18 protein-coding genes, 1 tRNA gene and 1 pseudogene are annotated in these 24,089 nt (G+C 70.6%); 10 read left to right on the top strand and 10 right to left on the bottom strand.

What is annotated here, in order from left to right:
• Positions 1-66 precede the first annotated feature (66 nt).
• Complete coding sequence (locus LY40_RS20095; protein WP_183786586.1) at positions 67-447, top strand: VOC family protein; 381 nt, start codon at positions 67-69, stop codon at positions 445-447.
• Between the two features lie 36 nt (positions 448-483).
• Here LY40_RS20095 and uvrB read toward each other — a convergent pair whose 3' ends face one another.
• Complete coding sequence (gene uvrB / locus LY40_RS20090) at positions 484-2,643, bottom strand: excinuclease ABC subunit UvrB (RefSeq protein ID WP_308216708.1); 2,160 nt, start codon at positions 2,641-2,643, stop codon at positions 484-486.
• 153 nt (positions 2,644-2,796) lie between these two features.
• Positions 2,797-3,963, bottom strand: coding sequence for a DUF5685 family protein (locus tag LY40_RS20085; RefSeq protein ID WP_258937816.1), 1,167 nt, complete (start codon positions 3,961-3,963; stop codon positions 2,797-2,799).
• An 89-nt stretch (positions 3,964-4,052) separates the two neighbouring features.
• Between LY40_RS20085 and LY40_RS20080 the strand changes: the two genes are divergently transcribed.
• Entirely contained in the window at positions 4,053-4,574 is a 522-nt protein-coding gene (locus LY40_RS20080) for a ribonuclease FAU-1 family protein (RefSeq protein ID WP_183786608.1), read from the top strand.
• Positions 4,575-4,646: 72 nt separating this feature from the next.
• Here the strand turns inward: LY40_RS20080 and coaE are convergent, their stop codons facing one another.
• A complete protein-coding gene (coaE, locus tag LY40_RS20075; RefSeq protein ID WP_258937815.1) occupies positions 4,647-5,840 on the bottom strand; it encodes a dephospho-CoA kinase in 1,194 nt (397 codons plus the stop codon).
• Between the two features lie 155 nt (positions 5,841-5,995).
• On the opposite strand from coaE, the gene LY40_RS20070 reads away from it, so the two are divergent.
• Positions 5,996-6,220: a hypothetical protein gene (locus LY40_RS20070; RefSeq protein ID WP_183786590.1), complete on the top strand. Its 225-nt coding sequence runs from the start codon at positions 5,996-5,998 to the stop codon at positions 6,218-6,220.
• A gap of 274 nt (positions 6,221-6,494) precedes the next feature.
• On the opposite strand, the gene rpsA is transcribed toward LY40_RS20070, so the two are convergent.
• Positions 6,495-8,036, bottom strand: coding sequence for a 30S ribosomal protein S1 (rpsA, locus tag LY40_RS20065; protein ID WP_183786591.1), 1,542 nt, complete (start codon positions 8,034-8,036; stop codon positions 6,495-6,497).
• Between the two features lie 367 nt (positions 8,037-8,403).
• On the opposite strand from rpsA, the gene LY40_RS20060 reads away from it, so the two are divergent.
• The 4 genes from LY40_RS20060 to LY40_RS20040 all read left to right on the top strand — a co-directional run bounded on the left by LY40_RS20060 (position 8,404) and on the right by LY40_RS20040 (position 12,772).
• The gene (locus LY40_RS20060; RefSeq protein ID WP_258937814.1) at positions 8,404-9,282 is read left to right on the top strand and encodes a class I SAM-dependent methyltransferase; all 879 of its coding nucleotides are present in this window, start codon (positions 8,404-8,406) and stop codon (positions 9,280-9,282) included.
• A gap of 96 nt (positions 9,283-9,378) precedes the next feature.
• Complete coding sequence (locus LY40_RS26580; RefSeq protein ID WP_372497760.1) at positions 9,379-10,296, top strand: ATP-binding cassette domain-containing protein; 918 nt, start codon at positions 9,379-9,381, stop codon at positions 10,294-10,296.
• A complete protein-coding gene (locus tag LY40_RS20045) occupies positions 10,293-12,185 on the top strand; it encodes a YhgE/Pip family protein (protein WP_258937813.1) in 1,893 nt (630 codons plus the stop codon). Before LY40_RS26580 ends, LY40_RS20045 begins: the two co-directional genes overlap by 4 nt.
• On the top strand, positions 12,182-12,772 hold the full coding sequence (locus tag LY40_RS20040; protein WP_258937812.1) for a TetR/AcrR family transcriptional regulator: 591 nt from the start codon (positions 12,182-12,184) through the stop codon (positions 12,770-12,772). Before LY40_RS20045 ends, LY40_RS20040 begins: the two co-directional genes overlap by 4 nt.
• Positions 12,773-12,814: 42 nt before the next feature.
• Here LY40_RS20040 and LY40_RS20035 read toward each other — a convergent pair whose 3' ends face one another.
• Both LY40_RS20035 and polA read right to left on the bottom strand, forming a co-directional pair.
• Positions 12,815-13,405 (bottom strand): Rossmann-fold NAD(P)-binding domain-containing protein, encoded by a 591-nt coding sequence (locus LY40_RS20035; protein ID WP_258937811.1) that lies wholly within the window; start codon positions 13,403-13,405, stop codon positions 12,815-12,817.
• Between the two features lie 126 nt (positions 13,406-13,531).
• On the bottom strand, positions 13,532-16,252 hold the full coding sequence (gene polA / locus LY40_RS20030; protein WP_258937850.1) for a DNA polymerase I: 2,721 nt from the start codon (positions 16,250-16,252) through the stop codon (positions 13,532-13,534).
• 199 nt (positions 16,253-16,451) lie between these two features.
• Between polA and LY40_RS20025 the strand changes: the two genes are divergently transcribed.
• Both LY40_RS20025 and LY40_RS20020 read left to right on the top strand, forming a co-directional pair.
• A complete protein-coding gene (locus LY40_RS20025; RefSeq protein WP_183787486.1) occupies positions 16,452-16,895 on the top strand; it encodes a hotdog fold thioesterase in 444 nt (147 codons plus the stop codon).
• A gap of 76 nt (positions 16,896-16,971) precedes the next feature.
• Entirely contained in the window at positions 16,972-18,708 is a 1,737-nt protein-coding gene (locus tag LY40_RS20020; RefSeq protein ID WP_258937810.1) for a hypothetical protein, read from the top strand.
• Positions 18,709-18,844: 136 nt separating this feature from the next.
• On the opposite strand, the gene LY40_RS20015 is transcribed toward LY40_RS20020, so the two are convergent.
• A complete protein-coding gene (locus tag LY40_RS20015) occupies positions 18,845-19,459 on the bottom strand; it encodes an ANTAR domain-containing response regulator (RefSeq protein ID WP_183787488.1) in 615 nt (204 codons plus the stop codon).
• Positions 19,460-19,655: 196 nt separating this feature from the next.
• Here LY40_RS20015 and LY40_RS20010 point away from each other — a divergent pair.
• Positions 19,656-19,729: transfer RNA gene (locus tag LY40_RS20010), tRNA-Leu, on the top strand.
• Between the two features lie 67 nt (positions 19,730-19,796).
• Here the strand turns inward: LY40_RS20010 and pip are convergent.
• From pip to LY40_RS19995, 3 genes and pseudogenes are all read right to left on the bottom strand, one after another.
• Positions 19,797-20,710, bottom strand: a pseudogene (gene pip / locus LY40_RS20005) (prolyl aminopeptidase).
• Between the two features lie 208 nt (positions 20,711-20,918).
• Positions 20,919-22,622 carry an ABC transporter transmembrane domain-containing protein gene (locus LY40_RS20000; RefSeq protein ID WP_258937809.1) on the bottom strand — a complete coding sequence of 568 codons (1,704 nt, stop codon included), beginning with the start codon at positions 22,620-22,622 and terminating at the stop codon, positions 20,919-20,921.
• Entirely contained in the window at positions 22,619-23,740 is a 1,122-nt protein-coding gene (locus LY40_RS19995; protein WP_258937808.1) for a P-loop NTPase family protein, read from the bottom strand. The genes LY40_RS20000 and LY40_RS19995 overlap by 4 nt, the downstream gene beginning before the upstream one ends.
• Positions 23,741-24,089: the final 349 nt, after the last annotated feature.

Here is a 24,089-nt window from a genome sequence, read left to right as displayed (position 1 = left end):
GACCGACAATTCCGAAACAGGATCGTCACCGCCGCATGCGGCCCCACACCCGGCAAGGAGGCCACCATGCCTCGTCCCGTGTACTTCGAGGTCTACGCGAGCGACCCCGAACGGGCGATCACGTTCTACACGACCGTTTTCGAGTGGCATTTCGAAAGATGGGCGCCGAACGCGTCGTGGGAGATCACCACGGGCAGTGGCGCCGGCATCGACGGCACTCTCGTCCAGCGGGACGGGCCTCCGCCGGAGAACGGCGCGGCCTCGACGACGTGTTCGCTCACGATGGAGGTCGACGACCTGGACCTGATGGTGCGCGAGGTGCAGCAGGCGGGCGGCTCGCTCGCCGGTCCCGAACAGACCGTCCCCGAGCTCGGCAGACTCGTCTACTGCCGTGACCCGGAAGGCACGCTCTTCGGCATGTTGGAACCCGACCCGAGCGCGGGCTGACACCGCCGGCGGCCGCAGGTCGCCCGCGGCCGCCGGTCACTGTTGGCCGGCGGCGTCCATGCCGCGGAGCTCCTTCTTCAGCTCGGAGATCTCGTCACGCAGCCGGGCCGCCAGCTCGAACTGCAGGTCGCGGGCGGCCTGCATCATCTGGTCGGTCATCTGCTGGATGAGGTCGGCGAGTTCGGCCCGGGGCATCGAACTGGGTTCGCGGTCCACGAGCACGCCCGAGCTGCGCACCTTGTCGCCCTGTTCCGGCTTCTTGCCGCGCGAGGCGTTGCGGCCGGACCCTCCGACGTCGACCTCCTCCTCGGAGTCCTCGGCCTCGGTGTAGACGCGGTCGAGGATGTCGGCGATCTTCTTGCGCAGGGGCTGCGGGTCGATACCGCGCTCGGTGTTGTAGGCGACCTGCTTCTCGCGTCGCCGGTTCGTCTCGTCGATGGCGTACTGCATCGAGTCGGTGACCCTGTCGGCGTACATGTGCACCTGGCCGGACACGTTCCGCGCCGCACGGCCGATCGTCTGAACCAGGGACGTACCGCTGCGCAGGAAACCTTCCTTGTCGGCGTCGAGGATCGCCACCAGTGACACCTCGGGCAGGTCGAGGCCCTCCCGCAGCAGATTGATGCCGACGAGCACGTCGAAGTCGCCGGAGCGCAGTTGCCGCAGGAGTTCGACCCGGCGCAGCGTGTCGACCTCGGAGTGCAGGTAACGCACGCGGATGCCCAGTTCGAGCAGATAGTCGGTGAGGTCCTCGGCCATCTTCTTCGTGAGCGTGGTGACCAGTGTCCGCTCGTTCTTCTCGGCGCGGGTGCGGATCTCGTGCACCAGGTCGTCGATCTGGCCCTCGGTCGGCTTGACGACGACCTCCGGGTCGACCAGTCCGGTCGGGCGGATGACCTGCTCGACGAACTCGCCGCCCGCCTGGCCCATCTCGTACGGGCCGGGCGTGGCCGACAGGTACACGGTCTGGCCGATGCGGTCGGCGAACTCCTCCCACGTCAGGGGCCGGTTGTCGAGCGCGCTCGGCAGGCGGAAGCCGTGGTCGACCAGCGTGCGTTTACGGGACATGTCGCCTTCGAACATCGCGCCGATCTGCGGCACCGTCTGGTGCGACTCGTCGATCACGAGCAGGAAGTCCTCGGGGAAGTAGTCGATCAGCGTCGCCGGCGCCGATCCGGGCGCGCGGGCGTCGATGTGGCGCGAGTAATTCTCGATGCCGGAACAGAATCCGACCTGCCGCATCATCTCGATGTCGTAGCTCGTGCGCATGCGCAGCCGCTGGGCCTCGAGGAGCTTGTTCTGCTTCTCGAGCTCGGCCAGCCGCTCCTCGAGTTCGGACTCGATCGCGTGCACGGCCTTTTCCATCCGCTCGGGCCCTGCGACGTAGTGCGTGGCCGGGAAGATGCGCACCTCGTCGACCTCGCTGACGATGTCACCGGTCAGCGGGTGCAGGTAGTAGAGGCTGTCGATCTCGTCGCCGAAGAACTCGACCCGGATCGCGAGTTCCTCGTAGGCGGGGATGATCTCGACGGTGTCACCGCGTACGCGGAACGTGCCGCGGGCGAAAGCCAGGTCGTTGCGCGTGTACTGGACGTCGACCAACGCCCGCAGGAACACGTCGCGGTCGACCTCCTCCCCGACCGCCAACCGTGACGACCGGTCGAGGTACGACTGCGGTGTGCCGAGACCGTAGATGCAGGACACACTGGCCACCACGATCGTGTCGCGGCGCGAGAGCAGGTTCATCGTCGCCGAGTGGCGCAGCCGTTCGACGTCGTCGTTGATCGACGAGTCCTTCTCGATGTAGGTGTCCGTCTGCGGAACGTACGCCTCGGGCTGGTAGTAGTCGTAGTAGCTGACGAAGTACTCGACGGCGTTGTTCGGGAACAGTTCCCGCAGCTCGTTGGCCATTTGCGCGGCGAGCGTCTTGTTCGGCTGGAGCACCAGCGTCGGCCGCTGCACTCGCTCCACCAGCCACGCCGTGGTCGCCGACTTGCCCGTACCGGTGGCGCCGAGCAGCACCACGTCCTTCTCGCCCGCGGTCAGCCTGCGGTCCAGTTCCTCGATCGCGGCCGGCTGGTCACCGGCGGGCTCGTACTCGCTGACGACCTCGAACCGGCCACCCTTGCGCGGGATGTCGGAGACAGGGCGGAACTCGGAGTGCGCCAGCACGGGGTGTTCGGTCGCGAATGCCACGCCCTCCAGGGTAGGCGTGCCCACCGACAACTTCCGCCCGGCAGTCGCAGTCGCTCAGCGTGCACACCGTGACCTCGCCGGCGACGGCGATCCGCCGCGGCACCACCGGTCACCGCACCAACCGTCACAGCGGCAACAGCTGTCACTGTCGCATCAGCAGTCACAGCAGGACGAATCGCAACAGTCGCAGTCGCAGGAGCCTTTCGGCTTTCCGTCGCACGGGCCGGGATACGGATCGCGGCAGCAGAACTGGCAGCTGCAGCACATGTAGAGGCCGACGCAGCAGCCCAGGGCCGGATTGCGCCGGTGGGGCGGCACCCGGAATTTCGGTAACCACAGCCCGCCGCCCTGCCCGTCCTGCACCGGTCCGGGCCTGTCTTTCGCCGCGGCGCTCGGACCCGACACGTGGCGGGACTCGCTGCCGGTTCGCGCGGCACCGGCCTGGCCGTCGAAGCCGCCTGCGCTGCCCGCATGGCCGAACGTCCGCGTGACCGCCCGTTCCAGCTCGTGCACGAGCAACGCGTGCACGAGCCCGTGGTGGCTCAGCGGGACCTGGTCGAGCGCGAGCCGGACCCCCAGTACCGCGTCGTCGCACAGCCGCCGCGCCTCGGCCAGGTCGGTGCCGGTCGCCGGCAGGGGGTTCCACGTGCCCGTCGCCGCGTCCGCCGCGAGGTCCTCGACGGCGTCGAGCAGGTGTGCGATACGCCCGAACAGGCGGCCCGCCTCGGCCAGCGCGTCCGCATTCTCGGGCCTGCCCGCCAGCACGGCCGTGTGCGCGAAGGCAGCCGCCGTCGCGTGCTCGGTCGGCGCGGTCGCGGCAAGCACGGAGTCGCCGACGGTCAGGTCCCGTTCGATCGCAGGCTGCGCACCGATCGAGGACGCGAGGGCCTCCGTGTCGAGACCGAGCCGTCCACCCGCTTCGGCCGCGCGGTCCGCCCAGCCGGCCGCGACGCGCTGGGCGACCGGTCCGACGGCGCGCCGGCCGAGCATCCCGTCGCCGTCCACGACGTGGTCGGACACCTTCGCCGACGCCAGTACCAGCGACACCGATGCCGCGAGCCGCGCGCCGTCGCCGACGGCCACCGAGGCACCGCGCATGCCGCGCAACGCGCACGGCCCTGCCGTCCGCCGGGCGGGGCCGGTGTCGGACTGGGCATCCACGAGCGCCGAGATCAGCAGCCCGTCGTAGTTGGTCGCCGTACGCGCCAGCTGCCCGTGCTCGTCCCGCAGCGCCAGGCACAGCCCGCACAGGTGCGCCATCCACTCCGTCCGGAGCCGTTCGGACAAGCGATGCCGGCACGGCCTGATGATTCCGAACATGCCTCGACCCCCATTCAGCGGATTCGTATCCTAGCCACACGCCGCCGATGGCACGTTCCGGCTCGACGCGGTCCGGTCGGCACAGCAAGATGGCCGTCATGCATCCGCCGAAGCGGGAAACGTTCGACGTTGCAGCCGGCACCAACACCGACCCCAAGGGCGTCGTGCGCGACGTCGACGAGTACCGCGTCGAGGACTTCGGCCTGTACATGGCGCGGCCGACGCCGGGACGGCGCCAGTTCCGCTACCTCGAGTCGTGGCTGCTGCCGTCCCTCGGACTGCGGATCAGCGACTTCTGGTTCAACCCCGGTCACGAACGGGACCAGGACTTCTACCTCGACGTCGTCGGTGTCACGACCGACCGCGGCGGGGCCTGGCACACCACCGACCTGTACCTGGATCTCGTACTCCGGCAGCACCGCGGCGTCGATGTGATCGACACCGGTGAGCTGCTGGAGGCGGTGCAGGACGGCCTCGTGAGCTGCGGCGAAGCGACCGGCGCGCTGGAGACCGCCTACAGCACGGTGGGCGCGCTCGCCCGCCACGGCCACGACCTCGGCGCCTGGCTCGCGACCCAGGGCATCACGCTCACCTGGAAACGCCACCCGTAGGGCCGGCGGTTCCCGTGCGGCGACCCCGGCCCACTCCCGTCCGTCGCAGCGCCGTGGGGCGAACCGGGTCGTTCAGACCTCCCAGCCGGTCTCGACCGCCCAGCGTTCGGCGCGGACGAACGCGGCGTCCACCCAGGACTGCTTCTCCTCGGAGTAGTTCAGCGAGCTCGCATCGCCCGCGTGGGCACGGGCGAGCCGCTGTTTGATGTCGGCGTACACCCGTGCCTCGGCCGGGTTGGCCTGCAGCCAGTCGCGGAACAGGAGCGCGAGCCGCCACGCCGGCCCCTCGGCCGATCGGACGTGCAGGTTCACGGGCCGCTGCGGATCGGCGCCGTAGTGGAAGCGCTTGTCCCACCGGGCAGGCGCGGTCGCCTCGTCCTGCGGCTGGTCGAACCAGTGTCCCTCGGCACGTACGAATCCGGCGTCGGACAGCGCCTCCGAGATCAGGTCGGCTTCGTCGAGCGAGCGCACGGTGAGCTGCAGGTCGAGGGTGTCCTTGGCGACCAGACCGGGCACGGCCGTCGACCCGATGTGGTCGGCGCGGACGGCCTTGTCGCCGGCGGCCGCGCGTACCCGGGACAGGAGCCGTTCGGCCTGCGCGGGCCACGTCGGATCGGGTTCGACGAGTGCGGGCGGCTTCGGGGCGCGGGGGCGCCGCCGGCGCACGTTGGCTTCGAAGGGCACGAGCCGCTCGTTCCAGAGCGCATCGACCTGGGCCTGGACCAGGTCGGCGGTTCCGCTGTTGTCGAGCCACACGTCGGCCGCGGCTGCGCGCTGCTCGCGCGTCGCCTGCGCGGCGATACGGGCTCGCGCGTCCTCGGCGTCCATCCCCCGGCTCTCCCCTAGCCGCCGGACACGGAGATCCTCGTCGGCGTCCACGACAAGCACGAGGTGGTAGTTGGCCCCCATGCCGCCTTCGACCAGCAGCGGGACGTCGTGCACGACGATGGCGTCGGCGGTTGCCTGCCCCATCAGTTCGACGGTCCGCCTGCCGATTCTCGGGTGCGTGATCGCGTTCAGTCGGGCCCGTGACTCGTCGTCGGCGAACGCCTTCGCGGCGAGGGCCGCGCGGTCCAGTTCGCCCTCGGGCGTGAGCACGTCCTCGCCGAACGTCTCGACCACCTCGGCCAATCCGTCGGTCCCCGGTTCGACGACCTCCCTGGCGATGCGATCCGCATCGATCACCGTGGCTCCGAGTTCGGCCAACCTGGCCGCCACCGTCGACTTACCCGCACCGATTCCACCGGTCAGCCCTACACGCAGCATGGGCGCATTCAACCAGTTGCCATCAGTGACGCACCGTCCGGCGTCGATCAAACCGTTATCCAGCAAATTCGGGTGACACGCCGACGTGTTCCACCACTGTCCGGCGCTGGTTACCTACTCTTCCGCGCAACGGCTATCGCCCACACGGAGGAACGATGCCTACCACCACATACGTCGGGAAACATCGCCTGGGTACTCCAGGCCTGGTGCACTGCGTCATGCACCAGGCTGTCGCGAAGGCGCTCGACGAGCACCGGCGCAACTGGCTGACCGCACTGCTCGTGCCGGCCAAACACAGCCTGGCGGGTCTTCGCCGCCGAGCCCGCGCCGCGGCACACGAACGCGCCTGGGCGCCCGCGCCCGCCCGCGCCACCGCCTGAGCTCGCGACCACAGTCCACGACCACGTGACCGCTACCGCCTGACGTCCCGGCGCGCCCTCCTCCGTAACGCACGGCCCCTGGCCCATTGCCGCACGACGCGGCAATGGGCCGTTTTCGTTTCGCCTTGCAGCACCGCCGACGGCCAACCGGTCACCCGCGACGCCCTTCGACGGCGCCGCACACACGACGGTGGCCCCGGTCCGCGATCGGACCGGGGCCACCGTTCGACTGCTCAGCGCGCGAGCTGACGCCTCGACGAGGCGTTCACGCTACTCACGCACCGCCGGAGAGCTTCTCCCGCAGCGCCGCGAGCTGCTCGTCGCTGGCCAGCGTGCCACCGCTCTGGGCGGGCTGCTGCTCCGACGAGGCCGAGGAGGAACCCGTCGAGGGCGTCGAGGACGTCGACGCTCCGCCACCGGAGGTGTAGCTCTGGTCGCCGCCCTCGACGCCGGTCGCGGCGTCGGCCGCCGCGGCGGCGTTGGCAGCGGCCGCCTCGGCGACCTGCTTCATGTGCTGCTCGTAGCGGGCGTGCGCCTCGGCGTACTGCTTCTCCCACTCCTCACGCTGGGCGTCGTAGCCCTCCTGCCATTCCTGCGTGTCGGGGTCGAAGCCCTCGGGGTAGATGTAGTTGCCCTGGTCGTCGTACTCGGCGGCCATGCCGTACTGCGTCGGGTCGAAGTCGGCGTCCGGCGTGAAGCCCTCGTTCGCCTGCTTCAGCGAGAGCGAGATGCGGCGACGCTCGAGGTCGATGTCGATGACCTTGACCATGACCTCGGTGCCGACCTGGACGACCTGCTCCGGGATCTCCACGTGGCGCTCGGCCAGCTCGGAGATGTGCACCAGGCCCTCGATGCCCTCCTCGACACGGACGAACGCGCCGAACGGGACGAGCTTGGTGACCTTGCCCGGGACGATCTGGCCGATCGCGTGCGTACGGGCGAACTGACGCCACGGGTCTTCCTGGGTCGCCTTCAGCGACAGGGACACGCGCTCGCGGTCCATGTCGACCTCGAGCACCTCGACCGTGACCTCCTGGCCGACCTCGACGACCTCGGACGGGTGGTCGATGTGCTTCCAGGACAGCTCCGAGACGTGCACCAGGCCGTCGACGCCGCCGAGGTCCACGAACGCACCGAAGTTGACGATCGAGGAGACGACGCCCTTGCGGACCTGGCCCTTGGCGAGCGCGTTGAGGAACTCGCTGCGGACCTCGGACTGGGTCTGCTCCAGGTAGGCGCGGCGGGACAGGACCACGTTGTTGCGGTTCTTGTCCAGCTCGATGATCTTGGCCTCGAGCTCACGGCCGACATACGGCTGCAGATCGCGCACACGGCGCATCTCGACGAGCGAGGCGGGCAGGAAGCCACGGAGGCCGATGTCGAGGATGAGGCCGCCCTTGACGACCTCGATGACGGTGCCCTTGACGGGCTCGTCCTTCTCCTTGAGGTCCTCGATCGTGCCCCAGGCGCGCTCGTACTGGGCGCGCTTCTTGGACAGGATCAGCCGACCTTCCTTGTCCTCTTTCTGCAGGACAAGGGCCTCCACCTCGTCACCGACGGCGACAACCTCGGCCGGGTCGACATCGTGCTTGATGGACAGCTCACGAGAGGGGATGACGCCCTCGGTCTTGTAACCGATGTCGAGCAGCACTTCGTCGCGGTCGACCTTGACGATCGTGCCTTCGACGATGTCACCATCGTTGAAGTACTTGATGGTCTTGTCGATCGCGGCGAGGAAGTCTTCCTCCGTCCCGATGTCGTTGACGGCGACCTGGGCCTGCTCGGCACTCGGGGCGGTGGTGGTGTCGATGGTCATTAGGTGGGTTGCTCCGGTAGCGGATAGATGTCGTGGGGTTTGCAGTTTGCCGAAGCCCGGCATCTGACGTGACCGGCCTCGGTGATGCGGGGACGGCCGATACATCGACGTCGGGCAGCGCAGGACGGGTCACCGGGTGATGACCGTGCATTCGTCCAGGCGTCTCCGACGCTGATCGCGCCACTGCGCCGCAACGGCCGCCGAGGATCATCTCGAGGTGCGCGACCACACCACCTCGCACGAAACTCGGGAGGCGAGAGGAAGCGCGAAACCCACTGCGCTGACAATCATCGTACGCGGCCGGTTGTGACCCGCACAATCAGGGGTGCACGCGTGATCACACCGCTTCGCGGAGGAGAATGCCGTCGTGTCCGAGACACCTTCCGCCGCCGGTTCCGCCGCGCGCGACCCACGGTATGCGGACACCGAGCGCGCTCTCGGCACCGCGCGGGTCGCCTACCGCACCGTCGGCTCGGCCGAGGCCGAACGCGCCAGCCTGGCCTGGTGGGACGCCGACGCCGACACCTATCTCGGCGAGCACGGTGAGTTCCTCGGCGAGGCGGATTTCGTGTGGTGCCCGGAAGGCGTCCGAGAGGAGCAGGCCCGGCTGCTCGGCCCCTCCGACGCCCTCGACGGAGCCGACGTACTCGAGCTCGGCTGCGGATCCGCACCCTGCGCCCGCTGGCTCACCGCGCAGGGCGCCGGCGTGGTCGCGCTGGACCTGTCGGCGGGCATGCTGCAGCACGCCCGCGCCGCGGAGCGGCGCACCGGCCTGGCACCGACCCTGCTGCAGGCCAACGCCGAAGCCCTGCCACTACGCGCGGGCGGGTTCGACATCGCGTGCTCGTCGTTCGGGGCCCTGATGTTCGTCCCGTCGCTCGAGACCGTGTTCGCCGAGGTGGCGCGCATTCTGCGACCCGGCGGCAGCTGGGTGTTCTCGGTGACCCACCCGATGCGGTGGATCTTTCCCGATGATCCGGGGCCGACCGGCCTGACGGCCGTCGAGCCGTACTTCGACCGCACGCCGTACGTCGAACAGGACGGGCGCGGCATCGCCACCTACGTCGAGTACCACCGCACGCTCGGCGACTACGTCCGCGCGCTGACGTCCACCGGCTTCCGCCTGCTGGACCTGGTCGAGCCGGAATGGCCGGAGGGACACACCCAGGCCTGGGGCCAGTGGAGCCCGCTGCGCGGCAAGCTGTTCCCCGGCACCGCGATCTTCCGCACCCAGCGGGTCTCCTGACCGTCCGCCGGCGACACGCGCCCGGCACCCCACACTGCGCCGCGGCCAGGCACGCTCTACTATTTGAACTGACCAGTCAGTTCAAAAGGATGACGTATGCAGCTGATCGCCGACCGGGTCGGAATCGACGGCCCCCACGGCCCCCTCGTGCCACAGACTTCGCTCACCGTGGCCTCCGGTGAGCTCGTCATTGTGAAGGGCGAACCCGGAACCGGCATCTCGGCGTTCGGCCTCGCCCTCGCAGGGCGACTCCGGCCGTCGACCGGCACCGTCACCGTTCACGACGACACCGACGAACCGGCCACGCCGGACGACTCCCCAGCCGACGAGTCCCCTACCGACATCCCCGGCGACGAGCAGGGCAACCCCGGCGACGCCGGCAACGGAGTCGTCGCGCTTCCCGAGGACGCGGAGCCCGGCGACGCCCCCACCGACGATGCCGTGGACACGGCCGACACGGACGCGGCGGACACGGACGCGGTGGACGGCGGGGCCGACACGGGTGAGGAGACCGGCCGACGAGCCGGACGATCCGCGGACTCCCCGATCACGGCGCCCGGAGCCGTGGCGGCCCGGGTCGCGGTTGTCGACGCCCCCGGTGTCAGCGAACCCGACGACGCACTGCCGCTGCGCGTCGTCGTCGGCGAGGAACTGGCGCTCGCGGGCAGGCCCGCGAACAAGGCGGCGGTCAGCCGCTGGCTCACCGACCACGACGCGGCGCCGTACGCGGATTCCCGGTTCGAACACCTCGACGCCGACCTCCGCACACGGCTGCTTACCACGCTCGCCGCCTCCCGTAAGGGCGTGCGGATGCTCGTACTCGACCGCCCCGACCGGCACACGAGCGAGATCGACAGCTGGTTGCGCGTCGCCCGCGAACACGCCGAACGAGGACTGGCCGTCGTCGTGCTGGCCGCCACCGCCACCGACTCGGCGTTGCCCGCGGGCCCCGTCCGTATCGGCCGCGTCGACCGACCCGACCCCGCACGCCCGCTGCCGGAGGCTCACTCGTGAACGCCGTCCACCTCGCCCGCAACGAACTGCGCAGGCTCACCACGGGAACGCTGCCGAAGCTCGCCATCGCAGCGCTCGTGCTCGTGCCACTGCTCTACGCCTCGCTGTATCTGTACTCCAACTACGACCCGTACGGCAGGCTCGACAATCTGCCTGCCGCGATCGTCAACAACGACACCGGCAGCGGGACCGGCGAGAACCACCGCGAGGTCGGCCGCGAGGTCACCGACGAACTGCAGCGCTCCGGCGACTTCGACTGGCACGAGGTCTCGGAAGACGAGGCACACACCGGCGTCAGCAACGGCGACTACGCGTTCGCGATCACGATCCCCCGCGACTTCAGCAAGGCGCTGACCTCGAGTGAGGATTTCGAGCCGCGCCAGGCAGGGATCACTCTGACCACCAACGACACGAACAACTACCTCTCGCACACGATCGCGGACCAGGTGGCCGAGGAGGTCCGGAACACGATCGCCGAGAAGGTCGGCACGCAAGCGGCCGACCGGTTCCTCGTCGGGTTCTCGACCATCCACGAACGCACGGAGGAGGCGGCGAACGGCGCGCGGGAACTCGCCGGCGGCGCACTCGAACTCCGCGACGGTCAGCAGCAGCTCGCCACCGGCGCCTCGCAGCTGGCCACGGGCAGCAACCAGCTCTCGTCGGGCCTGTCGACCCTGAAGTCCAACACCGAGAACCTGCCCGAGCAGACGCAGCAGCTCGCCACCGGCGCCAACAAGGTGGCGGCGGGCAATGAGCAGATCGCCGCGACGGCGTCGGCACTCGCGCAGGGCTCGACCGATCTGCAGAACAACCTGAACAACGTGAACGACCAGCTCGGCGAGCGCCTCCGCGAAGGAGGGCTAGACGAGAACGAGGTGCAGCACGTACTGGGCGTGCTGGGGAACCTGCGCAGCCCGGTCGACGAGGCCGACAACCGGATCCAGCAGACGTCCACCCAACTGAACACGCTCGCCACCGGTTCCCGGCAGGTCGCCAACGGTGCGCAGCGCCTCGCGGGCAGCGCCCCACAGCTGTCCGGCGGGATCTCACAGGCGGCCGACGGCGCGGCGAAGCTGTCGAAGGGCGCCTCCAGCCTCGACACCGGGGAGCAGGACGCCCTCAACGGCACGAAACAGCTACTCAGCGGTGCGAACGAGCTCCGCGACGGTCTCAACGAGGGACTGCACCAGATCCCGAACACCGACGAGGACACGCGCGAGGCAACGGCCAGGACGATCGCCGATCCCGTGGCCGTCGACAACGCGAACATGGCCAGCGCCGGCACGTACGGTGCCGGACTCGCGCCGTTCTTCATCGGATTGGCGACATGGATCGGCGCCTTCGTGCTGTTCCTGCTGTTGCGCCCGTTGTCGACGCGGGCGCTCACGGCGGGAGCCTCGCCGCTGCGGGTCGCCCTCGGCGGCTGGTTGTCGGCGGCACTGCTGGGGACGGCACAGGTGGTCGTCCTGTTCGCCGCCGTCACCTGGCTCGTCGGCATCCACGTCGCGAACCCGGTCGCGGCACTCGGCTTCGCCGTCCTGACGTCACTGACGTTCACGGCGATCGTGCACGCGCTCAACGCACTCTTCGGCGCGGTCGGCAAGTTCCTCGGCCTCGTGCTGCTCGTGCTGCAGCTCGTCAGTGCGGGCGGGACCTTCCCGTGGCAGACGCTGCCCGACGCCCTTCAACCGCTGCACGCGGCGCTGCCGATGGGGTATGTGATCGACGGACTGCGCCATCTGCTCTACAGCGGGGCGTCCGCCGAGGTGCTGCTCGACGTCGGTGTCCTCGTCGCCTATCTCGCGGCCGCGCTCACGGCGTCGACCTTGGCGGCACGACGACGTCGCATGTGGACGGTGAGCCACCTCAAGCCGGAGTTGGCACTGTGACCCCGCGAGCGGAGGCGACCCAACGGCGGCTGTTCGAGGCGACGATGCGACTGGCACGCGGCACGGGGATCGCGGGCGTCACCGTCGACCACATCGCCGCCGCGGCCGGAGTCGCCAAGGGAACGGTGTATTACAACTTCGGCAGCAAGGACCGGCTCATCGAGGCTCTGCTGCGCTACGGCATCGGTGAGCTGGCCGAGCGGCTGACCACCGCGGTCGACGAAGTGGCCGGCGACCCGTCGGCCGAGCTCGCCGCGCTGATCGACGCCGCGCTGGCGTTCATCGAGCAGTACCCGGGGTTCTCGCAGATCCTCGTGAGCGAGCTCTGGCGGACACCGGGCAACTGGGCCGAGACGCTCGCGCCGCTCCGGGAGGAGATCCTCACGATCCTCGAACGGCAGCTGGAACGGGTCGCCGCCACGCGGCGCTTCCCCGCGGGCGTGCCGGTGCGCCGGGCGGCGACGGCCCTGTTCGGAACCCTGCTCGTGACGGCGCTCGACTGGCTGGTCTTCGAGCCGCACCGGGACCGCTCGGAGGTACGGGACTCGGTGCTCACCCTGCTCGCCGCGCGGGCCGAGCCGGGATGAGCCCGCAGCGGCGCGGCCCCAGCGGCGCTGCCCGCAGCGGTGTCAGGATCTGCGCGCCGGCCTGCGCTCCCCCAGTTGATGCGCCGAGGACAGGCTGCCGGCGAGCGCCCGGCGGACCGCCTCCAGCACTCCCCGTTCGATCTCCTCGTGTCCCAGCGGCCTGCCCACGGCCACGTCCGATGTGGACCCGAGTAGCACCTGCTGGGTCGGCCGGTGCGGGTAGTGCGGTTCCGGCGGTGCGACGACGTCGCCGTGCATCGACAAGGCGGCCACCTCGACCACGGGCGCCGTGTCCGACAACAACGGTTCCACGGCCGACAGCACCGCGGCCCGGTAGGACTCGTGCACCCATGCGACGAGCAGATCAGCGGGTCCCGTGAGCACCTCGCCCGCCTTCCTGGCGAGCTCGGCGGGCGCGTCCCACTGCGCCTGCACCCAGGTCGCGCGCCCGGCTCCGACCGTGGTGTGGCGGTGGCCCGCCGTCCAGCGCACGGCATGCACGTCCGGATCGCCGGTCGGGATGGGCGCGTACCGCCGGCTCGGCAGCACGACCTGCCAGCCGTCGACAGCGAGTTCCTTCGTGACCCTGCGGAGCATCCCGGTCCCGGCCAGCAGCAGCGCGCGGCGCGTCATGACCAGCACGATATCGGCGGAGCACCGCCCGCGCAGCACTCAGCCACCGCGGCGTCGTTCAGTGCGCGGCGTCGTTCAGTGCGCGGCGTCGTTCAGTGCGCGGCGTCGTTCAGTGCGCGGCGTCATTCAGTGCGCGGCATCGTTCCACGACCGGCCGAACCCGACCGACACCTCGAGCGGCACGGCCAGTTCGCATGCGGCGCCCATCTCACGGCGCACCAGCTGCTCCACCTCGGCGTGCTCGCCCTCGGCGATCTCGAGGATCAGCTCGTCGTGCACCTGCAACAGCATGCGGCTGCGCAGATCCGACGACGCGAGCGCGCCGTACACGCCGAGCATGGCCACCTTGATGATGTCGGCGGCGCTGCCCTGGATCGGGGCGTTGAGCGCCATCCGCTCGGCCATTTCCCGCCGCTGCCGGTTCTCGCTGGTCAGATCGGGCAGGTACCGCCGCCTGCCGAAGATCGTCTGGGTGTAACCGGATTTCGCGGCCTCGTCGACCACGGTGTGCAGGTAGTCGCGGACCCCGCCGAACCGCGCGAAGTAGTCGTCCATCAGGCCGCGGGCCTCCTCGGTGGAGATCCGCAGCTGCTGCGACAGCCCGTACGCCGACAGCCCGTACGCCAGGCCGTAGTTCATCGCCTTGATCTTGGCGCGCTGCGGCCCGGTCACCTCGGCCGGATCGACGTCGAACACGGCGGCGGCCGTAGCGGCGTGGAAGTCCGCCCCGGACTGGAACGCCTCGATCAGGTCGGCGTCGCCGGACAGGTGCGCCATGATCCGCATCTCGATCTGGCTGTAGTCGGCGGTCATCAGCTGGTCGTAGCCCGCACCGACGACGAACGCCTCCCGGATCCGCCTGCCCTCGTCGGTGCGGATCGGGATGTTCTGCAGGTTCGGGTCCACCGACGACAACCTGCCCGTCGCGGCGATGGTCTGGTGCAGGGTCGTGTGGATCCGCCCGTCGGGCGCGACCGCCTTGATCAGACCTTCGACCGTGCTGCGCAGCCGGGCGGCGTCACGGTGCTCCAGCAGGTGCTGCAGGAACGGGTGCTCGGTCTTCTCGTACAGCGTCTGGAGCGCGTCGGCGTCGGTCGTGTATCCGGTCTTGGTGCGCTTGGTCTTCGGCATGCCGAGCTCGTCGAACAGCACGACCTGCAGCTGCTTCGGTGAGCCGAGGTTGATCTGTTTACCGATGACGCCGTAGGCGCTTTCCGTCGCCTCCTTCACCCGGCTCGCGTAGTGCGCCTCGAGCGTCGTCAGCTGCTCCTGGTCGACGGACACACCCGCTGCCTCCAGCTCGGTGATCACCGACAGCAGGGGCAGCTCGACCTCCGCCAGCAACCGGGCACCGCCGATGCCGTCCAGCTCGGTGGCCAGCGCCTCGGCGAGTTCGGCGGTCGCCCGGGCGCGCGTCAACTCGTCGTGCACGAGTTCCGCGTCGTCATCGGAGTCGGCACCGCCGGCGGCGTCGAGCAACGACAGTTGTCCCTCACCGCCGGAGGAGTCGGAGCGCAGCTCTCGCTGCAGATAGCGCAGCACCAGATCGGCGAGTTCGAACGTGCGCTGACCGGGGCGCACCAAATACGCGGCCAGTTCGGTGTCCATGCTCAGGCCACGCACGCGCCAGCCACGCGCCAGCAGGCCGTGCAGCGGAGCCTTGAGCGCATGCCCGGTCTTGTGCACCTCGGGGTCGGCGAGCCAGGCGCCCAGTGCCGCCTCGTCGTCGGCGTCGAGTGTCGTCAGGTCCAGGTAGGCACCCTCGCCGTCGGCGGCCGCCAGCGCGAGCGATGCGGCGTCGGCGGCGATCGAGGTGCCGGTGACCCGCACGGCGAGTCCGGTGGTCGTGCCAGCCGGGGCGTGTTCGGCCAGCCACGCCGCGACAGTTCCGGGCGCCAGCGCACCGCCGCTGACGCTGAAGCCCTCGTCGGCCTCGGGCTCGGCGCTGGAGAGGGTCGCGAACAGCCGGTCACGCAGCACGCGGAACTCGAGCTCGTCGAACAGCCGGTGTACCGCGTCGCGATCCCACGCCTTGACCTCGAGGTCCGCCGGCGCCTCCGCCAGCGGGACGTCCCGCACCAGCTCCGTCAGCTGCCGGTTGAGCAGTACGCCGTCGAGGTGCGAGCGCAGCGCGTCACCTGCCTTGCCCTTGACCTCGTCCACGCGGTCGACCAGGTCCCCGAGGGATCCGAACTGGCGGATCCACTTCGCCGCCGTCTTCTCCCCCACTCCCGGGATGCCGGGCAGGTTGTCCGACGGGTCGCCGCGCAGGGCCGCGAAGTCCGGGTACTGCACCGGAGACAGGCCGTACTTCTCCTGCACCCCGTCCGGGTCGAACCGGACGAGGTCCGAGACGCCCTTCTTCGGGTACAGCACCGTGATCGTGTCGGTGACGAGCTGCAGCGCATCCCGGTCCCCGGTACAGATGAGGACCTCGTAGCCCGTACCGGTCGCCTGCGTCGACAACGTGGCGATCAGGTCGTCGGCCTCGTAGCCCGGTTTCTCCAGCACCGGGATCGTCAACGCACCGAGGACCTGTTTGATCAGCTCGACCTGGCCCTTGAAGTCGTCCGGGGTGGCCGAACGGTTGGCCTTGTACTCGGCGAACGTCTCCGTGCGGAACGTCTGCCGCGAGACGTCGAACGCGACTGCCAGATGCGTCGGCTCCTCGTCCCGCAACAGGTTGATCAGCATCGACGTGAATCCGAAGACCGCGTTCGTCACCTGGCCCGTCGACGTGCGGAAACGATCCGCCGGCACGGCGTAGAAGGCGCGGTAGGCCATGGAATGGCCGTCGATCAGCAACAGTCGCGGAGTCCCCGTCCCTGCGTCGGCGGGCGCGGACACAGCCGACGACGCGGGCGGCGGTGTGGCGGCGGACGGTTCGGTGTCCGCCGACGGTGCAGCTGTTCCTGCCGAGGGTGCTGCGTCCGCCGACGATGCTGTGCCTGCGAACGGTTCATCGGTCTTCGCGTCTGGACTCACACCCGTGAGTCTAGGGTGAGGGTCCGACAGCGCTGCCTGTCCCTAGACCGAGGAGAGACGAGTGACCAACAACGGTTCTGAGCAGGCGTTTCGGGAGTCGCTGGCGGGGCTCACCCCCGAGATCGCGGCCCAGCAGCTCAACGACAAGGTCGGGATGGAATTCGGCCAGCTCTCGCCCGAACGCGTGACGGCCACGATGCCCGTCGAAGGCAACCTCCAGCCGTACGGGCTGCTGCACGGCGGCGCCAACGCCGTGCTCGCCGAAGCGCTCGGCTCGACCGTCGCTGCGCTCAACGCCGGTGACGGCCGCATCGCCGTCGGCGTCGACCTGAACTGCACCCACCACCGTGCGGTCACGTCCGGCACCGTCACCGCGGTCGCGACGCCCGTGCACGTGGGCCGTTCGGCGGTGACCGCCGAGATCGTCATCACCGACGACGCGGGCCGGCGCAGCTGCACCGCCAGGCTGACCTGCATGGTCCGCGACGCCCCTCCGTCGGCCTGACCACAGGCCGACGTCGCGCCCGGTGCCCGCCCACGGGGGCGGCGGCTACCGGGCGACCTGCCGATAGCCTGACCGGATGAACTCCGACGACGTGCCGCTCCCCGTGGTCGAACTGGCCTCCTACATCGAGGACTACCTCGCCGACGAACCGGAATTCGAGGTCGACCCCGACGTCGCGACGACCGCGCTGCAGCTGCTCGCCGACGAGTGCGGCGTGCGCGACCTCGGCGAACTCCGTGACGGCGACATGACCCGGCTGCTGCTCCAGGTGTACCCGGCGGCCCGCCCGGACGACGACCCGAACGACGTGGTCAACGCCGTCGACCTGATGCTCGACTTCGCGTTCGACACCGAGCGCATCGACGAGGACAGGCACGGCGAGCTGCTCGGTGAGCTCGACGACGCTGAGACCGCCCTGTTCGGCACGCTCGACCGGCCGCGGCTGGCCGAGAACGAACAGGATCTGAAGACGCTCTACAACCTCCCCGACCGGCTGGGCCCGGTCCGGCTGCCCGCCGAGGACGAACTCGCCGAGCAGGCACGCCGCTCGCCGCTGCTCACCCGCGCCCGCGCACTGGCGGAGGCCGTCATCGACAGTCAGGACCTCGCAACGGCGGCGGACGCGGCGGAAGTGTCCGAAACGGACCTTCCCACCGTGGCGGAACTCGCCTCGCACGTCGGTTTCGTCGAGTTCGACGACGCCGAAGACTCCGACGCCGAAGACTCCGGTGCCGAGGACTCCGGTGCCGAAGACGACGAGGCGGGCGATGCGGACGAGGTCGTGCCGTCGGAGGGCCCCGCCTTCGACGAATGGCCCGGCGGTGACGACGACGAGGTGCTCACGGTGTGGGGGCACGCGCTCAACACCCTGCTCGCATGGAGCCTGCCCGCCGACGCCGACCGAGCGGGTGACGAGACCCTCGACTTCACCGGCACGTCGGCCTGGTTCGTACCGCTCCTGCTGACCTGGCGCGTGGGCCTTCCCGTAGGCGCGATCAGCGACATGATGGCCGACATCGCCACCGACGACCTTCCCGCCGACGAAGCAGGCGCGGCGTGGCGCGCATGGTCGGCACAGCACGGCGACCCGGCCGAGGTGCTCCTGGGCAGGCTCGCCGACCTGGGCGCCGTGGAGCTCGACGACTCCCACGAGGCCGCCGCGAGCGTGGGCACCGTCGCACGGCTCACGCCGCTGGCCGCCGCCTCGTTGCGCGGCGAGCTCGTCGAGTCCGGTGTGGACATGCCGCTGCTGCCCGCGCCGGAGGACATGGCGGCCACCGATCTGATCGACGTCCTCGCCCACGGCCTCGACGGGGAGATCCAGGCGGAGGCGCCGGTCTGGTTCGCCGCCCACACGCCGCTCGGCGGGGCGCGTGCGCTCCTCGCCGTGGCCGCCGACGGCGACGCTCCGCGCCGCGCGGACGCGATCACGCTGGTCCGCGAACACGCGGGCGCCGAGGCCGAGGCGGCCTGGCAGGAGGTCGAGGACGTACCCACCCTCCGGTTGCACGCCCGGCTCGAAACGGCCGCGCTGCGCGGTGAGGACAGCGATCTGGGCGATGCCGAGCTGGCCTGGCTCGCCGTCGACGCCATCGCGGGCAAGCTCGGCAGGCACGAGTCCGACGTGGTCACCGCGGTGATCGAGCACATCATCCCGGCGGGCGCGACGGGACCGGTCGACACGATGTGGCGGGTCGACCACCCGGACACGGTCACCGTCCTCACCGCGGTCGGTGAGCACCATTCGGACAAGGCCGTCGCGAAGGCGGCCCGCAAGGCACTCCACAAGGCGGCCGATCGCGCCGGTACGTAGCACGGAGCCGTGCTGCCGACTCCGGCTCCGACGCGGGCCGTTGCGGCTTCCGACGACACGGGCCCCGTCACCACGGGTGTGGTGACGGGGCCCGGTGCGGTTCGGGGACCCGGGACGGCGCCCGGTCCCGCTCGCGTCAGTCGGCGATGCTCTCGATCACGGCCTCGGCGACGTCCTTCATCGTCGAACGCCGGTCCATGGCCGTGCGCTGGATCCACCGGAACGCGTCCGGCTCGCTCAGTCCCTGCTGGGACATGAGCAGACCCTTCGCGCGGTCGATCACCTTCCGGGTCTCGAGCCGGTCCGTCAGACCCGCCACCTCGGACTCGAGTGCCTGCAGCTCGGCGAACCGGCTCACGGCCAGCTCGATCGCCGGCACCAGGTCGCGCTTGGCGAACGGCTTGACGAGGTAGGCCATCGTCCCGGCCTCGCGTGCCCGTTCGACGAGGTCACGCTGTGAGAACGCGGTCAGGATCACCACCGGGGCGATCCGGTCACCCGTGATCTTCGAGGCGGCCTCGATACCGTCGAGCTTCGGCATCTTCACGTCGAGGATCACGAGGTCGGGCTTCAGCTCGGTCGCCAGCTTGATGGCTTCCTCACCATCGCCGGCCTCGCCGACGACCTCGTAGCCTTCCTCGCGCAGCATCTCGACGAGGTCGAGGCGAATCAGCGCCTCGTCCTCCGCGACCAGCACACGGCGCTGGGGTGCGGCGGCGCCTTCGCTGGCCTCGGTAGCCGCTTCGGTCACAGGGCTCCTCCTGGGACGATCGATCAGGCAAGACATAGCGGTTTCCGCTAGGTGCAGGTTACCGGTTCCCCGGCCGGTCGTGACGATGGCCTTCGCCACGCAAGGTGATCACACGCCGGAAACCACAGCAGCCGCCGGACGTGGTAACCCGAATGCCGCCCGCTGTGTCGCGTCGAGTACAGTCGGCAGCCCACCCGCCCCCGTAGCCCAATTGGCAGAGGCACACGACTCAAAATCGTGCAAGTGTGAGTTCGAGTCTCACCGGGGGCACACATTGCTTGTCGGGCCGAGGGCCCGCTGACCTGTCGTCGACTCCGTACATTTCCGCCGATCCTGTTCACGCCCCAGGTGCGAAACGGTCGGTGGCGGCGGTGATCGCCGCGGTCATGCTGCCGCCACGGTGTCCGGTGTCGTCGAGGACCACCAGCTCGCTGCCGGGCCAGGCGCGATGCAGCGCCCACGCCGTGTCGAGCGGACCGCTGACGTCGTAGCGTCCGTGGATCAGCACGGCGGGTATCCCGTGGAGCCGCTCGATGTCACGCAGTAGCTGCCCGTCGTCCAGGAAGCTGCAGTGGGACCAGTAGTGGGTCACGAGGCGGGCGAACGTCAGCTGGAACACCGGGTCGGCGACCGACAGGTACGGCTCCGCGTCGGGGCCAGCGACATGTGGGTGTCCTCCCACTCGCACCATCGGCGTGCGGCCTCGGCGCGGACCTCGGGGTCGCGATCGTGGAGCAACCGGCCGTAGGCGGCCGCCAGGTCGCCGTCACGCTCGGCGGAGGGCACGCCGTCACGGAACCGTTCCCACTCACGCGGGAACACGCGGCCCATGTCGCGGGTGATCCAGTCGGTGCCGCGCCGGTCGCCGTCGGTCACGGCCGCGAGCACCAACTCGGTCACCCGCTCCGGATGCGCCTGCGCGTAGGCGAGCGCGAGCGTGACGCCCCACGAGGCGCCCCACACCAGCCAGCGCGTGATCCCCAGGTGCACCCGCAGCGCCTCGATGTCGGCCACGAGATGCTGGGTGGTGTTGGCCGACAGGTCGGCGACCGGATCGGCCGCCGACGGGGTGCTGCGCCCGGAGCTGCGCTGGTCGAACAGGATCAGGCGGTAGCGGTCCGGATCGAACAGGCTCCGCATTCGCGGAGAGCTGCCGGTGCCGGGACCACCGTACAGGGCGACGGCGGGCTTGCCGCCGGGGCTGCCGGACACCTCCCAGTAGACCGAATGGCCGTCGCCGACCTCCAGCATCCCGGATTCGTGCGGCTCGATCGGTGGATAACGCCCGTCGTAGGATCCACTGCCCATCGAGGCATGATCGCGCGCCGCGACCGCGACAGGCAATCAGCGGACACCGCCGGCGAGCGGCTCCGCGGGAGTCGCCGTTCCGGCCGTGCACTCCGCAGCCCCCACGACGCAGCAGCCCCACGACGACGCAGCAGCCCGTTCCGGGGCGCCGTCACCGGACGCCCTCGGTGCGATGCCGGTCCCTGCCGAAGCCCGCCGACGTCGCGCGGGCCCGCTCGCCCGCCGCCGCGGTCAGGTCCCACACCTCGGGTTCGCCGGCGATGTCCTCGGCCGCGTCGGTGGCCAGGACGACCACGCCCGGGTAGTCGGCCAACACGCCCCGCAGCAGGTCCGCACCACCCGCGCCCAGCTGCTCCTCGATGCGGTCCAGGACCAGCAACGGCGGCCGCCAGTAGCACGCGCGAGCGAGCTGCAACCGTGCGCGCTCGGCGGGCGACAGCGGTTCTCCCCCGCGGCGCAGTGTGGTCCGCTCCCCCTTCGGCAGGTTCCGGACCCGCTCGGCGAGCCCGACGGCGGCGAGCTCCCGGTCCACCGGCTCCGTCGAGGCGGGATGGCGGTAGCGCACCGCGCGGGCGATCGTGCCTCGCTCGAGAGCAGCGCCGCGTGCCGCGAAGCCGACGTACCGCCGACGCTCCTCCGGCGCCAGACTCCCGAGGTCCTGTCCGGACACCCGTACCCAGCCCCGCGCCCTGCCACCGGCCGTGGTGGTGCCCGCGAGCAAGCCGATGACGGCGTCGACCCATTCGGGATTCTCGCTGCGCAGCACCACGCGCGCTCCCGGTGCGGCCACCAGGCCGGGCACCCGGTTGCCGTCGAGCCACAGGTCGTGCACGTGGACCCCGGACGGTCCCGGATCGCCCTGGCGTGGCGCCTGCGTCCTTGCCTGCCTCCCATCGGGCGGTGACGTGACGAGCGCGGGCGCGAGGATCCGGCGGGCCGCCAGGAACGACTGCCGGTATTCGACGATGCGGCCGAGGTCGTGGATCGGCGTCGTCAGCACCCCGACGATCGTGATCGTCGTGGCCACCACCGCGTGCTCGAGCCCCGTCCACGCGCCCGCGACGACGACTCCGAGTGTGGCGATCGCCGCCGCGCCGACGGCGGCGCCGCGGAGGTATCCGGCGACGTGGGCACGGCGGACGGCGGTCGCCCGCACGTCGGCGCTGCGCTGGGCGATTCGGCCGAGCTCGCGGCGGACGCCGCCGGCCGCGCGGATCACGGTGCCCGCCGCCACCGTGTCACTGACCTGCGCGGCCAGCCTGCCGCGAGCGGCGCGCACGCTGCGGGCACGCAGGTACGCGGTCCGCGCCAGCAGTCCGAACACGACCACGAGCAGCACGATCGGCACCGCCACCGCTCCCGCCAACACCGGATGCACCAGCGCCAGCACGACGAGCACCCCCGCGACCAGCGGCACCGCACCGGCCAGCGGGGCGATACCCCACGCGATCCAGTTGCGCACCGCGGCGAGGTCGTTGGTCGCGCGGGCGATCGTGGTCCCCAACGACGGACCACGCCCCTCCGCGAGCGCCGCGGCCAGCAGACCGCGGCGCAGCTGGTGCACATAGTCCTGGCCGAGTTTCTCGGCCAGGATCCACTCGGCGACGCGAACACCGCTCATGCACAGTGCAGCCAGCAGCAGCACTCCCACCCAGAACCATCGATCCGCCGGTGTCGCCTGCAACAGCCGCGGCATGCTCAGGGCGGTGACACCGGCCAGCGCCGCCTGTCCGAGTCCGGCGCACACGAGCAGCGCGACCATCGTCCTTCTGCGGCCGGTGAGCAGCGGTGGCAGGGATGCCGCTGCCGGTGCCGCCCGAGCCGCCGCGTCCGGTGGGACGTCGGAGGCCGTCACAGCAACGCCGTCGCCACGTCGGGTTCGGCGAGCGAAAGCGTGTCGATCACCGGCACGTCCAGCACGGACCGTGCCTCCCGCATCGCCAGGGGCGCCGACGTGAGGACCCCGCTGACCGCTCCGACCGGCACCCCTCGCTCCGCGAGCAGGGCCACACCGCCCGCGGCTCCGGCCGCCCCGTCCGCCGCGAAGACGACCCGGTCGACCACCCGGGCGAAGAGCGGGTCGGCGAGCAGCCGGGCCGTCTCCTCCTGGTAGAGACCGTCGGCGAGTTCGAGCACGACCACGTCCGTCCCCGGGTCCGACAGGTGCGTCACCAACGACAGCAGGACGGCGCGCACCTCGTCGTGGGCCAGCCGGAACGTCGTGGGAAAACCGAAATCGGTGAAGTCGAGGACCTCGGACGCGCCCGCGTCCACGAACCCGTGGGGATCGCCGCCCGCGCCGGTGCCGGTCACCTTGCCCGCGGCGACCCGCAACCCGGACCGGGCCAGCCCTCGGATGAGGGAGCCGGCGGTGGTGGACTTTCCGGAATTCATCGAGGTACCGACCACGCCGATGACCGCAGGTCCCGCGGTACGGGCCGGGACGGTCGTGTCCGGCAGCAGTGCCCGCGAGGCGTGGCGGCGCAGCGCGACGACGCCGTGGGCGTCGGCGAGGAGCCCGAGCGGGCGGATCGCCGTTGCGTCCTCGATGTCCCGGTGCTTGTCGGTCGCCAGTGCGGCGATGCCGCCCGCCGCGACGAGATGTGCCGGGCCCAGATCGCCGGGCACGACGGCTTCGAACTGGTCGGGGGCGTACCGGTGGCCGTAGGCGACCAGGATCTCGTCGCCCGGGAACAGCGTCTGCCTGCGGCCGACGGGGCTTTCCAGTCGCTTGTGCATCCCGATGGCCTCCACCCTCGCCAACACGACCTCGCCCGGCTGCGGGGTCACGTCCGGACCGTCGAGCAGGCCGTACCCCTCGGGCGAGGCATCGATACCGGCGGCGACGAACCGAGTGGTGTAGGCCTTCTTCGCGCGCCGCAGCCGGTCGGGACTCAGGCGCGTCGGGGACGGCGCTGCCTCGGGCCAGGTCGGCGGCACGAGCGTGCGGTCCTGTTCCGTGGAAACGGTCATGGTGCGGTTCTCCTCACTGTTCGGGCGGCACGTGCACGGCCGACGCTGTTCCGGCGGCAGGTGTCAGTGCGGCCCTGGCTGGACGGCAACGGTGGGACGACGCTGGCCCGGTGGCGCTGGGTCGGTGGTCGCACGATTCCCGCGCTCTCACCGGACAGGACGCTATGGGCGGCGAATGAGGACTTCATGGGGCCGAGATGAACGAATCCTTATCCGCGGGCGCGCATCTCCCGCGCGAAGGCACTCCAGGGGACGTCCGGGGTGCGGTGCGGCGTCCTGATCGGACACGCCGGCGGCTTCGCCGGAATCCGTGCCCGCGTGCGGCGACACGAGCCGAGGCCGCCGCACG

It is taken from the genome of Prauserella salsuginis (assembly GCF_024648885.1).
GTDB lineage: Bacteria > Actinomycetota > Actinomycetes > Mycobacteriales > Pseudonocardiaceae > Prauserella > Prauserella salsuginis.
This window is presented reverse-complemented; position numbering and strand designations above follow the sequence as displayed.

What these genes read in the sequence shown, in the direction of transcription:
- LY40_RS20095 (WP_183786586.1), top strand. Translation starts at nt 67, where the DNA reads ATGCCTCGTCCCGTGTACTTCGAGGTCTACGCGAGCGACCCCGAACGG.
- LY40_RS20085 (WP_258937816.1), bottom strand. Translation starts at nt 3,963, where the DNA reads ATGTTCGGAATCATCAGGCCGTGCCGGCATCGCTTGTCCGAACGGCTC.
- LY40_RS20080 (WP_183786608.1), top strand. Translation starts at nt 4,053, where the DNA reads ATGGCCGTCATGCATCCGCCGAAGCGGGAAACGTTCGACGTTGCAGCC.
- coaE (WP_258937815.1), bottom strand. Translation starts at nt 5,840, where the DNA reads ATGCTGCGTGTAGGGCTGACCGGTGGAATCGGTGCGGGTAAGTCGACG.
- LY40_RS20070 (WP_183786590.1), top strand. Translation starts at nt 5,996, where the DNA reads ATGCCTACCACCACATACGTCGGGAAACATCGCCTGGGTACTCCAGGC.
- rpsA (WP_183786591.1), bottom strand. Translation starts at nt 8,036, where the DNA reads ATGACCATCGACACCACCACCGCCCCGAGTGCCGAGCAGGCCCAGGTC.
- LY40_RS26580 (WP_372497760.1), top strand. Translation starts at nt 9,379, where the DNA reads ATGCAGCTGATCGCCGACCGGGTCGGAATCGACGGCCCCCACGGCCCC.
- LY40_RS20035 (WP_258937811.1), bottom strand. Translation starts at nt 13,405, where the DNA reads ATGACGCGCCGCGCGCTGCTGCTGGCCGGGACCGGGATGCTCCGCAGG.
- LY40_RS20020 (WP_258937810.1), top strand. Translation starts at nt 16,972, where the DNA reads ATGAACTCCGACGACGTGCCGCTCCCCGTGGTCGAACTGGCCTCCTAC.
- LY40_RS19995 (WP_258937808.1), bottom strand. Translation starts at nt 23,740, where the DNA reads ATGACCGTTTCCACGGAACAGGACCGCACGCTCGTGCCGCCGACCTGG.